This is a genomic window from Marisediminitalea alba, assembly GCF_002993365.1.
GTDB lineage: Bacteria > Pseudomonadota > Gammaproteobacteria > Enterobacterales > Alteromonadaceae > Alteromonas > Alteromonas alba.
This window is the reverse complement of record NZ_PVNP01000070.1, coordinates 1-13,226: the sequence shown is the minus strand read 5'-3', so window position 1 is coordinate 13,226 and position 13,226 is coordinate 1. Positions and strand designations below refer to the sequence as shown.

Sequence of the window (13,226 nt, the reverse complement as noted above, 5' to 3'; positions counted from 1 at the left end):
TGGCCACCTCACCCTGCAACAACGCCTAAACCGCTTCCTGTTCGTCAGGCCAGCATTTTGCCTCCGGCTTCCTTCAGATTTCACCTCACGATGAACACCCTTGCCGTTCGGCTAGCACTTCCCCTTGCCGGGTGTGCAGAGGACTTCCACCTCCAAGTCATCAACTCACCACCACAGTGAGTCGAACAGTGCTAAAGCACTACGCGCCATGCCCGGCGCACCATAAAAAAGACCTGCATGAGCAGGCCTTTTAGGTACGAACGAGTCGTGATTTATGCGGAGCGACGGCGACGAGCCGCAAGCAGGGAACCACCGATAATCAGTAACAGCGAGGCAGGCGCTGAAGCCGGAGTAGTTGGCGGAAGGCTGTCTTGATCTAGCAGTGCATAACGCACCTGACCACCAGCAACCAGATACTCACCGATACCGTTGCCCCAGAACGACACCTGAGTAAATTCATCACTATCGTCAAACGCCGCTACAAATATTTCAAATACATCACTTGCCGGGTTATCCTGCGACGGGAAAAGCCCTTCAGCATTTGTGGATGCCGAAGCCACTAAAATTGGCGAGCCACCGTCAAATGAGATATAGAGATCAGTTGTAGGATCGGTACAACAGGTCGCCCAGTCGCCTACTTCAAATCCAACAGCGTTTACTGCGCTATCGAAGGTGAAGGTAATGCCGCTACCAAAATAGTCCATCGGATTCGTACGAGGAAGTGAACCACCACCCGCCGGATTGATACCAATTGCAGTACCCGTTAATGAACCATAGGTTGTGCCGGATGCAGAGCCGCCATCGTTTTGCGTAATAACATAGTCACCACGGTCGATCGAAGCTCCTGACAAGATCGTATCCCAGATGTCAACGCCAACAGTACCGCCAGCGCCCGTTACGGTGCTGTCAAAATCGGCAACGCCGTCAGTAATGCCATCGAATACGGTTAGAATGGTTGCGTTGGCAGCAGACGCAGATGCCAACAATACGCCGGCGAGACCGCCAGCAAACAGTTTCTTCGCTTTCATGTAAAAAGTCCTTCTTCAATAAACGCCCGTAGTACCGCGCATTCTCTACGTTTTTATTTGCAGTATATTAAGTATGATTAAAAATTAAGCATACCTACCGCATATCTAGCAAAGAAGGGGCCAGATCGCTAGATTTATGATTAATTACTTGAATAACTGACAATTTTTTGATTTGAAGACTTTTTGAATAATTCTACGAACTGTTGATTTGTAAAAAAAAGCGACATTATACTTTAGTGCAATGTAACGAAGGTAACAGGGCTGCATCAGCAGCCCTGTTAGTGGCTCAGAGGTTGTATCCGCGCTCTTCATGGCTGCTGATATCCAGCCCCTGCTGCTCATGCTCTGCAGAAACCCGAATACCTTTAGTGAGCATGTCTACCAGCTTAAGCAGCACCAGGCTTACCACTGCGGTATAGACAAACGTGGCAAAAATACCGACCATCTGTACGCCCAGTTGCTCGCCGATGGAGGTATTATCGCCTCCGAATCCGTAGCCGCTGAAAATGCCCAGATCGGGAGAGCAGAAGATACCGGCCAGGAAAGTACCCAGGATACCGCCGATGCCGTGAACCGGGAACACGTCAAGCGAATCATCAATTTTCCACTTCTGCTTGATTAGGTTGGTGAAGTAAAAACAGACGCAACCAGCAGTAAGACCAATAACCAGAGCCGCTGCCGGACCCACATAGCCCGAAGCCGGCGTGATGGTTCCTAGTCCTGCGACCATGCCGGTAACGATACCCAACACCGAAGGTTTACCGTATTTCACCCACTCGATGGTCATCCACGCCAGTGAGCCTGCCGCAGCTGACACGTGAGTTACCAACATTGCCATAGCCGCATCTCCATTAGCCGCCACGGCGCTGCCGCCATTGAAGCCAAACCAGCCAACCCATAGCATTCCCGCGCCGCCTACCGTCATGGTCAGGTTGTGTGGGATCATTGAGGCGCTGCCGTAGCCGTGGCGGTTTTTGATGTACATCGCTGCCACCAAAGCGCCTACGCCCGCCGTAATGTGCACTACTGTACCGCCAGCAAAGTCCAGCAAGCCAATTTGCGCCAGCCAGCCGCCGCCCCACACCCAGTGACACACTGGCAGATATACCAGCACCAGCCAGGCCAGAGAAAACACTAGTACAGAAGAGAATTTCATACGCTCAGCAAACCCGCCCACCATTAGTGCAGGGGTGATGATGGCAAATGTCATCTGAAACATGAAAAACAGCGGCTCAGGGAGTGTACCGGATAATGAGGACTTATCCGTATTGGCTAAAAACATGTTTGAGAAGTCGCCGATAAAAGCGTTACCTTCTCCAAATGCCAGGCTATATCCCGCTATCAGCCAAATCAAAGACGCGCCACAGGCAATTGCAAAACATTGCATTAATACCGAAAGTACGTTTTTGCTGCGCACCAGGCCGCCGTAGAAAAACGACAGACCCGGCAGGGTCATAAATAAAACAAGCGCCGTAGCGGTTAAGATCCAGGCGGTGTCGCCGGTATCTGCACCGGATTCAGCCAATGCAAAGCCCGGCATTAACGCCAGGCCGATAAGCCAGTTTCGCATAAGTGTGTCCTGTTGATTCTCAAATGTGTTGTATTAAATTGCGTCGGAGTTTGTTTCTGATGTTCTTATTCGGATAACCTTTTCGACATCTGTTATAAATAATTTTCCGTCGCCTACCTTGCCGGTCCTGGCACTCTGAATAATCGCTTCACAAACGCGTTCTACGTTTTCGTCGGCAACCACCAGCTCCATCTGTGTTTTGGGTACATAGTCAATTTGATACTCGGCACCACGGTACAACTCGCTGTGGCCCTTTTGTCGTCCAAATCCTTTTACTTCACTAACTGTTAAGCCGTTTATTCCTACGTCAGCCAGGGCCTGACGTACTTCTTCGATGCGAAATGGTTTTATAATCGCAGTGATTTTTTTCATTATTCCGGGCTTCTTACAGAGAAGGTGAATTTTATTTTCTCTGAACGGTAGTATTTTTACCACTTTTTTTAACAAAACCTTATTAGTCAAAAGTAGCGTTACCGGACTTGCACAATCACAGTTTCGTCGCAATATATAGCGCGCAGGCAGGTTTCATTATCTAATTGCCGTAACAAGATAAAGTAAGGATATGGTATCCTTTGCACTCTGAAACTCTGGTCTGAAAACAAAAAGGAGATGAATGTATATGAAAAAATTGCTTGCTGCGTTAGCTGTTATTTCTGCTGGTGTATTAGCCGGATGTACGTCACTCCCCTCGGAACAGGAAATCAGTGATGCTGACTACGGCGCCTACCCCGATGATTACGAAAATATCATAAAAACTTACTATGGCTATCACCTCACTCACCCGAATTCTGTTGAGTACGGCAAAATAGAAAAGCCCAAACGTTACTGGTTGGGCAATGAACTGGATAACGTGTACTACGGCTATCTTGTTTGTGCCACGCTCAATTACCGCAACATGGTGGGAAAAGACACCGGGTTTAATACACACGCTCTGCTGATTCATGACGGCCTGGTGGTTAAATACGTGGAAGACGGCGAGTGGTGGGGCAAACCGCTCTGTAAATAAGCGTTCTGGAGGCGGCGGATAGTTATGTGGTATCGCTGGTTGTTATTGCTACTGCTGTTATCCGGGAATACTCATGCAGCAAACCAACTTAAATCGGCAGTCTCCGGTAATTTTCCCAACGGCCTCCACGCTCATTTTATTAAGTATATCAGCGAGCAGCTTAATGTGGAGGCGGTCATCACCCACATGCCCTATGCCCGGCGACTGATAGAGCTGGATGATGGCAGTATCGATATGATGGTTGGAGTGTCTGGCACTGCCCCCATTGGTAGCCATACCATTCTGCTCAGGCCCGCCTACGATAATCTGAGCATCGGACTCTTTGTACTCGCAGGCAATGAGACTCTGTTTACTGAAGCTGATGATATGCGCAAGCATTTACTCAGCCTGACCCGACACGCCAACAGTGATGCCATATTAAGCGCAATACCCGCAGCGCATATAGTGCCGGCTCGTTCGCTGGAGCAAAAAATCGAGATGCTGTTAAAAGGCCGCATAGATGGTTTTTTACATGTGACGCAAAGCACCGCATTGCGCCTTAAGGAGCTCGGCTACACCAACAACATAACGCAAGCCGATTACCAGCCACCTGAGGTTTATCAGCAGTATATTGCCATCAATAACCACTCGTGGCTTTACGCACACAAGGCCGAGTTAGAAGCGATTATTGCCAACGGCATCGCCAGTGGTGCCTTTCAATCCATCCGGCGCAATTATTACGCTGACACGCATTAAGCCTGTCGCCAGTTTACAGCTCAAAGATCCCTCGACTTCCCATCATCTTGTGGTGTATGTTTTTGTTTGTTGATAAAGGATTAATTAATAAAATAAGGAAATTCAATGAAGTATGCCTACTTGCTGATCTTGCTTCTTGCCCCCCTGCGCGCTCTTGCCGCTGTCTCAGAATGGGTCGATTTTACGCTGCACAATGGCCACGTTTATTTACCGATTACCGTTGAAGGTATCGACACTCATGTACTACTAGACTCCGGCGCTCAGGTTCACGCTATCAATAAGGCCTTCATTGGTAAAAACAACCTGGATTTATCGACCGGCGCCAAAATGCGTATTCAGGGCGTTCACGACACCGAAGATCGAACCACTTACAACAATGTTAAGGTAGGACTGTTCGGCTCTGAATTTGAGCTGGACAAGGTGGTCGAGTTTAATCTGGGCCACCATTCCAGCGGCATGTTACTGGGCGCTGGATTTTTCAATCCATTCATTATCCAAATCAATTACCCTGAAAAGAAAATACGCTTACTCACCCGCGACAGCGTGGATATGAATGAAGCGTCCAATGTGAGATCCATGGACAATCGCGGCAATGGCATGCCCATCGCTGAGATAGGCATAAATGGCGAGAACTTCTGGTTTCTGGTTGATACCGGTAGCTCCAGCGGCATTTTTATGGAACGGCGCTACGCATCCCGAGCGGGCTTACTCGACAAAGTTGATGGCTCAGAGTCATCCAGAGGGGTTAACAGTACCGGTATTCAGGATGTTGCCAATGCAGATACCGTAAGGTTTGGCCCGTTCGAAATTGCCGATGTGAAAGTAAGCTTCCCGGCACCGGGCGAAACCACCAACCTGAAAAGCCAGTTTTCTGAAACCCGCAGCCGCATTAAAGGTAAACGCATCGTCGGCATTATCGGCTATGGCTTATTCCAGTATTTCCTGCTTACCATGGATTATAAAACCGGCAAGATCCACGTATCACTGCCACCCGAAAAGTAATCAGCATAACGCCGGGCAAGCCCGGCGTTATGACACGTTAATACTTAGTACGGATTACCAGGGAAGCTGACTGCCATTGCTGTGCCAGAATCCACCGGAATTCTCGACGTTTAATTCGTCCATACGCGCCAGCAATCCGGCTGCCGCCTCTTCAGGTTCGATAAGCCCGTTAAAGTTTACCATCTCGGTATTTACCCAACCCGGATGCAATAGGGCCACTGCAACCCCTTGCTTATTGAGATCAACAGCCAGCGACTTACCAGCCGCATTGAGCGCCGTTTTTGACATCCGGTAACCATAACTACCGCCTGAGTCGTTATCAGCAATTGAGCCCATCCGGCTGGTAACAAGACCAACTTTACTACCTTTTTGCAAATTCGCCTTTAAGGTGGCAACAACCCGTAGCGGGCCGATAGCGTTTACCTCAAATTGCTCTCTAATCTGCTCAAAATTCAAATCATCCAGACTATTTTTACGCATTATGCCCGCGTTATTGATAAGCACATCGATGGTCCTGCCGCCAAGCTGGTTCTGCAATTTATCCAGGCCGTCCTGTTGGCTGACATCCACCTGTTCAATTACCTCTGCGCCACTTCGCTGAAGCGCTTCAGATGAATTACGGCAAACCCCGATAACACTGTCGCCACGTTTCAGATACGCCTGCACAAGCGCCAGACCAATCCCACGGTTCGCACCGGTAATAAGAATAGTAGCCAAAATAAGTCTCCAAACTTTTTTTTCCATTTTGAGTTAATACGACATGGGGAGACTAATTGACTTTTAAAAGTGCAAAGCTTTGGCAGATTACTCGGTTTCAACTGGCTGAGAAAATTCATATTCGCTTGGCAGCACTTTGTAAACCTGCTTGAAACAGCGGCTGTAGTAGGCGCCGGAACCAAACCCAACTTCAAACGCTATCTGGGTTATCTGTAAACCTTGTTCCAACATCGGCATGCTTTTCTCCAGCCGGTACTTTTTCAAAAACATCGTAAAGTTATCTGGTAGTAATTTCGAAAGAGTGCGATTGAGCTGCCTGTCGCTCATTGCCAGAAGCGCCGATGCACGACTACGGTTGAACCGCTCATCCTGATAATTACTCTCTATTATATCCAAGAACTTAACAATAAATTTGCGGTCTTTCTCATTATCACATCGGGGCAAGATAGCCTTTACGTAAGCAGGTGAATTTTCTGTGTTGTCGTTAACGTTACGGCTAACGTTATGACGATGGGCAAGCCGAGAGTAGGTGAGATTACTTTCAATTCTTGATATCAGTTCTTCACGTTCTACCGGCTTAACCAGGTAGTCATTGACTGACGCCTTAAAACTACTGAGTTTTGAGGAGTAATCACTGTCGGCAGTGAGTATCATTACCGGTACATCTGCAAATACATCCTTCTCCCTGAGCTTTTCAGTAAAGATCACACCGGAAATATCGGTAATGTTTAACTCAGTGACTATCACATCAGGCTGCAAAACGGGGATGATTTCCAGCGCCTGCGTACCGCTTTGGGTTGAGTAACAATTAAAGCTTTCGCCCAGTAAATTAATGATATATTCGCAGGCCTCATGACTACGTTCGATCACGAGAACTACCGGTAAATTGCTTTCCCTATACAGAGCCGATTGTTCTGCTACCTGCCGCTGTGTTTCATCATCAACGGTAAGAGCTTCCCTATTTTCCACTGTCAGCGCAGGGTTAAAAGGCAAATGCACCGAAACCTCTGTACCCATACCCGGTTCACTTTTTAATTCTAACCAGCCGTCATTGGCCAGCGCCAGTGCGTTCGCGAGGTTCAGGCCAATGCCAGTCTTAGTGTTGCCATTATAATTGGAGCCCTTGGCAAACCGGGATGTAACAAATTCCAGGTGCGGTTTGTCCATTCCCGGGCCGTTGTCTTTAATGCACACCACTAGCTTGTCAGCCTGGTGTATTGCTTTAATGCGCACTTGTCCGCCAGGCTGAGTATAAGAAACTGCATTAATCAGTAAATGGTTGAGTAACGCTTCAAGCGAGTCCTGAATTAGCAACACTGGCGCTCTAAATTCACAATCACAGCTGAGTATAAGTTGTTTTTTGAAGGCTTCCGGACGCCAGGTTTCAACCAGGAAGGCTAATGTATTGCCGATATTGTATCGCTGCAGCACCTGCCCGCTAATATGTTCAATCCGCTCCACCGCCGCAAGCTGGTCGGTGAGCACTCTGAGGCGGCCTGCGTTATCGTAAACCAGATTGAGCTTACTTCGAATATCCGCTGTTAATGGCTTTGCCCGTAATTCTGTGAGCGGATTTAAGATTTGCATTACCGGTGTCTTTATTTCATTGGCAAGATTACTGAAGATTTTTTCTTTCTTGTTCAAGAGCTCGGTAATTGAGCGGTTACTTTCCAGTAACGCCGACTGCTTCTGCTCAATAACCGCCGCCAAGACCCGGCTTTTTTCGGCCATATGCCGTTTTATCAGTACTACTACAAGCCAGATGGTCAGTGCTAAAGCCGCCAGATACAGTAAGTATGCCTGCCAGGTTAGCCATGGTGGCCGGGCAATATTGAAGGGATAACGACTAATGGGCTGGACAGCCTGACTTTTACTATCCACAACCCGAACCTGAAAATCAAAAGCGCCAAAGCTCAGGCCTGAGTAAGCCACGGTACCCATGTTAGCCGGTAGCTCCTGCCAGTCTTCATGAAATCCTTTAAGACGATATTCAAGCTTGTGCAAATGCGGATAAACGTAGTCTGCCGAGGCAAATTCAAAAATCATTTCATCGGGGGCAGAGGCTAGTTCCAAAGTAAATTGTGAGGCCGGAGGCGCTGTTCGGGTAATATCAGGCGAGAACTCTAATTTTACTACTGCTGCTTGTGCGACATGCCGTCTGCGTTTTTCAACGTATTGAGCGACCATGTCTGCATCGATTACGTAAGACAGTTGATCGCCCACCAGAATAAATTTTTTCTCGTTAAGCGGCAAAATGCCCCGGTAATTAAAGTCAGTATCAACAACTCCATCACTACTATCAAATTGAAATAGATAGTTTCCACTTAAAAAGACGAAACCTTTATTAGTCGCCAGCCAGTGGTTGCCATTAGCATCCAAAAAACCTGCCCTTATAAACCTCGGGATAGCTGCACTTACTGGCTCCTCAATAAAGCGCTTCGCAACTATGTCGAATCGTTTCAACCCCTTGCCGGATGTACAAAAATAAATGCTGGTTGAATCTGTGTACATGCAATATACAAAAACGCCTTTCAGTTCCTCCAATTCATGTCGAACCCAAACTCCCTGTTCAACCATGAAATAAAGCACATTTTTTTTATCCAGTATGATTGCAGGCAGGTCACTGGTGCTCTCTAGAAACCTGAGCTCTTTTGGTGCATTAACGTGATGTGATAGTTCGTTATTTTCTAACTTCACGAACCCTGCGTGTGTGGGGGCCTGATAATAAATGTATTGTAATTCTTCCTGATTGTAGTGTTCTGCTTTCAAATAAGAGCAAAAGCCTGATGCGTCACGTATTTTCTGAGTTTTAATCAGCTCAGCATCCCCAAATTCGAATGCATTGCACGCAGCGTCAGGCGCTATCACTTTGTTACCTATTGGAATCGGGACTTGTTCAAATTCATTGTTAGTGAATCGGTCTAACTTACCCGTCTCGGCGTTCAATCGAAACCACTTGTCTTTGCTTCTGGCTATATATTGGTTTGAACTCAAAGGTACGACTGAGTAAATGTCATTCCGAAAAGGAAATGATGATTCGTGCAGGTAATTAACTGCGTGGAGATTAAGGTCTAGAGCTAATATCCCCAACTGAGTGGAGGCAACCAGAAACTGTTTACTTTCTAATTGATGGATAGCTTGCACTGCTCTTATTTGATCAAAACTAAAACGAGGCTTGCCGAAAGCTAATTCACGTAACACACCATCGCTTTTATCAAGCGTAAATAACCCTCCGGCCGCGACCCAAAGCGTACCTTCGCTATCCTCGATAATACTTTCAACATCCTTAAGCTGATTTTCTGGAACAGAAACTGGATAAAAATCACTAACGTTATCCCGATACCGATAAATACCACCAACACCACCCACATAGAGATACTCGCCAATAGCCCTGACATAAGTAATCTTTTCCAGCCCCGGGAAGTAAATATCTCTTTTAAGAAGCGTAATTTCCCGTAATTGCTCATCCATAAAAATGACATGGTTTGCTTCAGATGCAGTAACCAGATCATTGTAAACAGTAAGCGAATAGATACTTCTCATGTTCGAACCATCTTCGAACTTATCTTTAACGATCGGAGAACTACCAGAAGATGGCAGCAGCACAATGCCAGTCAATGTACTAACTACAACTGAGTTTTTATAAGAGTGGGTTGCCCATGCTTTTACAGCCAGAGGCTCAGGGATAGCAAGTTGTGAAAAGGTGCCTTCGGACAAGGAATAGGTAAACACGCCGTTACCGAATTCGGAAATAAACAGCTTATTCCCGGCAATGTGTAGATCCGCAATATACCCTTTACCTAACGGACTATTGGAATGAGTAAATTGTTCTGTTGAATTACCGACAATGCGGAACAGGCCATTCTCTGCACCAATAAATACTGCTCCATTGTGCTCTTTAATGTCCCGTATAATACCTGTTGCTTCACCGTTTAGTTTGCGTTTCCCCGTCCAGGACGGTTCTACTCCAAACGCATTCTCTACGGTCAATAACCAAATAAAGACAGCAAATAATACTGTCCTAAATGTCAACATCCTTGTCTTTTTCATCTGCGTATCTCCGAAGTCCTTTTATTAAATTGGTATCTCCTTATCAACTACTTTAATGCGAGTACTTCAAAATGAATATAGAGCAAAAATTAACCAATTGCGAGATTTCAGTGGAAGACTGTCTAATGGTACAGGGCGGTAACTATCCTCCTGCAATGCCGGATCTTCTCGGCATTGAGAGACCAGACTGCCCGGCTCTGCTGGTAGAAGAGGCAGAAAAACCAGATGATGGGCGTTAGCAAACAACCTTGGGTAAATGCCGCCAGTTAGTCGTGTATTGGGGTGACAGGTGTTCTCTTTTCATCCCCCATTCCGGGTGTATTCCTTTTGCGGCTGCGCCTATAGTCTGACTGCCGTAGCGGCTGTTTATTGCATCCATGCATTGCATGAGTCTGGGGTTGTGAGCGAGTTCGGCGAACATATCGCTCTGCTCATGGGCAGTTTCGATAATTTCTATCGCGCCAACGCCACACTTGTGTAATTTAATATTGGCTTTGTAAAGCGCGTGACTGGCATTAGACGCAGCCTGAACCAGCGCTCTGGTATCGTTAGTTGGCTGCGCAAAGCGATGCTGAATCGCCTTGTGGTATTGTTCTGTATCCGCAAAGGGATTGGCGTGAGTAAATAAAGTGAGTAGCCAGGCTTTACTCTGCTGCCGGCGTAATTTCTCAGCCACTTTTTCAGCATGCCAGCAGAGGCTCTCACGCAGAAACTGTTCGCTGGTAACCGGTTGCCCGAACGCCCGCGTTGAGTATATTTGCTGCTTCTTCGCTCTTTCCTCATCCCACTTTATACACACGGTACCGTTGAGCTCTCTTACCGTTCTCTCCAGTTCTACTGAAAACTGTTTACGCAGCGCTTTAGGATCAAATTGTGCCAGCTGCCAGGCGTTTATTATACCTTGCTCACGCAACCGGGCAGCTATGCGTTTACCCACTCCCCAAACATCTTGGACATCCATTTGAAGTAGCACATGCCTACAAGCTTCCGGCGTATCGAGCACGGCAATGCCAGACTTATCGCCCAGCTTTTTACCTGCAAAGCTGGCAACCTTCGCCAGAGTGGGCGTTGCGCCTAAGCCAACACCTACCGGCAATCTGAGTTGCTGCCACACATCACTCTGTATGCGCATAGCATAAGCACGCCAGCTTTCAGCAGGCCGCCAGCTATCAAAAAATAAGAAGCACTCGTCTATGGAATAGATATGCTGGTCAGGAGCGTACCGCCCTACAACCTGCATCATTTTATTCGACAAGTAATCGTAAAGTTCGTACAGTTGGCTAAGAATTCCCGCTAAAAATAGACGAGTAAGTGAGCAACCATTCTGCCGCATGGGTTGCTGGCGTCTAACACCAGAAAAATCACCCAGCCCAACCCGCTGTCTATTTTTTAAGGTGGGCATTCATCTACATGTCTAATTTTTTACCAATTTGATCGCTAAGATGTACTAATTTGATTACCGAGGGAGACTGACGGACTAATTACTTAGGGGCTTAATCGTACAATCTCCACTCGACACCACACAACTCACTTCTGGACATTTCTGAGTTGCATTTTAGCTAATTTAGAAAAACATGAATTAGATAAAGTATGGAAATTTCAAATCAATATGAGGCGGACATGAAGAAATTGAAAAAAGTAGCTTAACTGGGTTGGTCAATTTTGGTTGACCACGTCATGTTCCGGTGAGTACGCAAGTCATTGGCGCTAACGAATATGAAGGTCACTTTGCTTTTGACTTACTCTATAACAACTCTTCAGATATACAGCCTAATACCTTATCGACCGATACGCATGGTACCAATAATGTTAACTTCGCTATATTAGATTTCTTTGGTTACACATTCGCCCCTCGATACGCGAAAATGAAAAAGGTGTTTTTTGAGCTATTTGAAGTGACTGAAGAGAACGGAGGCCGTATTCAATTAAAGAAAGATATTAATCATAAGCTAATTGCTGAAGAATGGGACAATATTCAGCATATTGTTTGTTCATTGAGTCGTAAAACCACCACTCAAAGCACAATCATTAGAAAGTTGAGTAACGGCAAGAGCCGAAGATTGTCAGCATTGCATGAGTACGACCGTTTAATTAAATCTATTTATGTTTTGGAGTATGTTGATAATTCAACGTTGCGTCATTACGTCCAGCAAGCCTTGAACAGAGGTGAAGCATACCATCAGTTAAAACGTGCTATTACTTCAGTTAATGGCAATAAATTTCGTGGGGGGAATGATTACCAAGTATCACAATGGGGTTCTAGGGAAGATGCGAATAAGTCCCCGATGTGAGATCATAGCTGCATAGTAAATCACAAACATTACCGCTCATGAGTCACCAGTTAACCTTTGCTGACAGCGAGTTTTCCAGTAAGCGCCGTCAGACCCGTAAAGAGATATTCTTATCCAGAATGGATAACCTGCTGCCGTGGTCTCAACTGCTGGAAGTGATTGAACCCTTTTATCCTAAAGCAGGCAATGGCAGACGTCCGTATGCGCTCGAGACCATGTTTCGCATTCACTGTATGCAGCAATGGTATAGCCTTGGTGATGAGGCAATGGAAGATGCGTTATATGAAATTGCTTCGATGCGCCAGTTTGCGCAACTGTCATTGGATAAAGCCATTCCAGACCGCACTACCATTATGAACTTCCGGCACTTGCTGGAAAAGCACAAGCTGACTCGCAAATTGTTCAAAACGGTCAACCAATGGCTTTCGGACTGCGGTGTGATGATGACGCAGGGCACATTGGTGGATGCGACGATTATTGAAGCGCCCAGCTCCACTAAAAACAAAAAGAATGAACGTGACCCGGAGATGCATCAGACCAAGAAAGGTAATGAATGGCATTTCGGCATGAAAGCCCATATTGGTGTGGATGCCAAGAGCGGTCTCACCCATACATTGGTAACCACCGCCGCCAATGAGCATGACCTGAATCAGTTGAAAAACCTGTTGCATGGCGAAGAAGAATTCGCTTCCGGCGATGCCGGTTATCAGGGAGCAGAGAAACGGGAAGAGTTGCAAGATACAAATGTGGAATGGCTGATTGCCGAACGCCCCGGAAAAGTCCGGGCACTGAAAAAGCATCCTCGCAAAAACAAAACGGCCATTAAC

The 13,226-nt window shown here is 46.6% G+C and carries 12 protein-coding genes; 6 read left to right on the top strand and 6 right to left on the bottom strand.

From position 1 onward, the window contains the following. Positions 1–272: 272 nt before the first annotated feature. The 3 genes from C6Y40_RS08070 to C6Y40_RS08060 all read right to left on the bottom strand — a co-directional run bounded on the left by C6Y40_RS08070 (position 273) and on the right by C6Y40_RS08060 (position 2,970). On the bottom strand, positions 273–1,028 hold the full coding sequence (locus tag C6Y40_RS08070; RefSeq protein ID WP_105934140.1) for a PEP-CTERM sorting domain-containing protein: 756 nt from the start codon (positions 1,026–1,028) through the stop codon (positions 273–275). 286 nt (positions 1,029–1,314) lie between these two features. Further along, positions 1,315–2,598, bottom strand: a complete 1,284-nt coding sequence (locus C6Y40_RS08065; protein WP_105934139.1) for an ammonium transporter — start codon at positions 2,596–2,598, stop codon at positions 1,315–1,317. A 33-nt stretch (positions 2,599–2,631) separates the two neighbouring features. Next, on the bottom strand, positions 2,632–2,970 hold the full coding sequence (locus tag C6Y40_RS08060; RefSeq protein ID WP_105934138.1) for a P-II family nitrogen regulator: 339 nt from the start codon (positions 2,968–2,970) through the stop codon (positions 2,632–2,634). Between the two features lie 247 nt (positions 2,971–3,217). Here C6Y40_RS08060 and C6Y40_RS08055 point away from each other — a divergent pair, with 247 nt between their 5' ends. The 3 genes from C6Y40_RS08055 (at position 3,218) to C6Y40_RS08045 (ending at position 5,341) form a co-directional block, all read left to right on the top strand. Further along, a complete protein-coding gene (locus tag C6Y40_RS08055) occupies positions 3,218–3,604 on the top strand; it encodes a hypothetical protein (protein ID WP_146129522.1) in 387 nt (128 codons plus the stop codon). Positions 3,605–3,628: 24 nt separating this feature from the next. Next, positions 3,629–4,339, top strand: coding sequence for a substrate-binding periplasmic protein (locus C6Y40_RS08050; RefSeq protein WP_105934136.1), 711 nt, complete (start codon positions 3,629–3,631; stop codon positions 4,337–4,339). 105 nt (positions 4,340–4,444) lie between these two features. Beyond that, the gene (locus tag C6Y40_RS08045) at positions 4,445–5,341 is read left to right on the top strand and encodes a pepsin/retropepsin-like aspartic protease family protein (RefSeq protein ID WP_105934135.1); all 897 of its coding nucleotides are present in this window, start codon (positions 4,445–4,447) and stop codon (positions 5,339–5,341) included. A gap of 54 nt (positions 5,342–5,395) precedes the next feature. Here C6Y40_RS08045 and C6Y40_RS08040 read toward each other — a convergent pair whose 3' ends face one another. Continuing rightward, on the bottom strand, positions 5,396–6,058 hold the full coding sequence (locus C6Y40_RS08040) for an SDR family oxidoreductase (RefSeq protein WP_240621880.1): 663 nt from the start codon (positions 6,056–6,058) through the stop codon (positions 5,396–5,398). An 87-nt stretch (positions 6,059–6,145) separates the two neighbouring features. Then, entirely contained in the window at positions 6,146–10,108 is a 3,963-nt protein-coding gene (locus C6Y40_RS08035) for a response regulator (RefSeq protein WP_105934133.1), read from the bottom strand. A 110-nt stretch (positions 10,109–10,218) separates the two neighbouring features. On the opposite strand from C6Y40_RS08035, the gene C6Y40_RS25400 reads away from it, so the two are divergent. After that, complete coding sequence (locus C6Y40_RS25400; protein WP_276309510.1) at positions 10,219–10,347, top strand: hypothetical protein; 129 nt, start codon at positions 10,219–10,221, stop codon at positions 10,345–10,347. Here the strand turns inward: C6Y40_RS25400 and C6Y40_RS08030 are convergent. Continuing rightward, positions 10,344–11,510 carry a DUF4113 domain-containing protein gene (locus C6Y40_RS08030; protein ID WP_105934132.1) on the bottom strand — a complete coding sequence of 389 codons (1,167 nt, stop codon included), beginning with the start codon at positions 11,508–11,510 and terminating at the stop codon, positions 10,344–10,346. The two genes, C6Y40_RS25400 and C6Y40_RS08030, sit on opposite strands and share 4 nt — an antisense overlap. A gap of 283 nt (positions 11,511–11,793) precedes the next feature. On the opposite strand from C6Y40_RS08030, the gene C6Y40_RS08025 reads away from it, so the two are divergent. Continuing rightward, entirely contained in the window at positions 11,794–12,399 is a 606-nt protein-coding gene (locus tag C6Y40_RS08025; protein WP_205664752.1) for a Tn3 family transposase, read from the top strand. Between the two features lie 38 nt (positions 12,400–12,437). Further along, a partial coding sequence (locus C6Y40_RS08020) for an IS5 family transposase (RefSeq protein WP_105933276.1) occupies positions 12,438–13,226 on the top strand: 789 nt, incomplete at its 3' end.

What these genes read in the sequence shown, in the direction of transcription:
- C6Y40_RS08070 (WP_105934140.1), bottom strand. Translation starts at nt 1,028, where the DNA reads ATGAAAGCGAAGAAACTGTTTGCTGGCGGTCTCGCCGGCGTATTGTTG.
- C6Y40_RS08065 (WP_105934139.1), bottom strand. Translation starts at nt 2,598, where the DNA reads ATGCGAAACTGGCTTATCGGCCTGGCGTTAATGCCGGGCTTTGCATTG.
- C6Y40_RS08060 (WP_105934138.1), bottom strand. Translation starts at nt 2,970, where the DNA reads ATGAAAAAAATCACTGCGATTATAAAACCATTTCGCATCGAAGAAGTA.
- C6Y40_RS08055 (WP_146129522.1), top strand. Translation starts at nt 3,218, where the DNA reads ATGAAAAAATTGCTTGCTGCGTTAGCTGTTATTTCTGCTGGTGTATTA.
- C6Y40_RS08050 (WP_105934136.1), top strand. Translation starts at nt 3,629, where the DNA reads ATGTGGTATCGCTGGTTGTTATTGCTACTGCTGTTATCCGGGAATACT.
- C6Y40_RS08045 (WP_105934135.1), top strand. Translation starts at nt 4,445, where the DNA reads ATGAAGTATGCCTACTTGCTGATCTTGCTTCTTGCCCCCCTGCGCGCT.
- C6Y40_RS08035 (WP_105934133.1), bottom strand. Translation starts at nt 10,108, where the DNA reads ATGAAAAAGACAAGGATGTTGACATTTAGGACAGTATTATTTGCTGTC.
- C6Y40_RS08030 (WP_105934132.1), bottom strand. Translation starts at nt 11,510, where the DNA reads ATGCCCACCTTAAAAAATAGACAGCGGGTTGGGCTGGGTGATTTTTCT.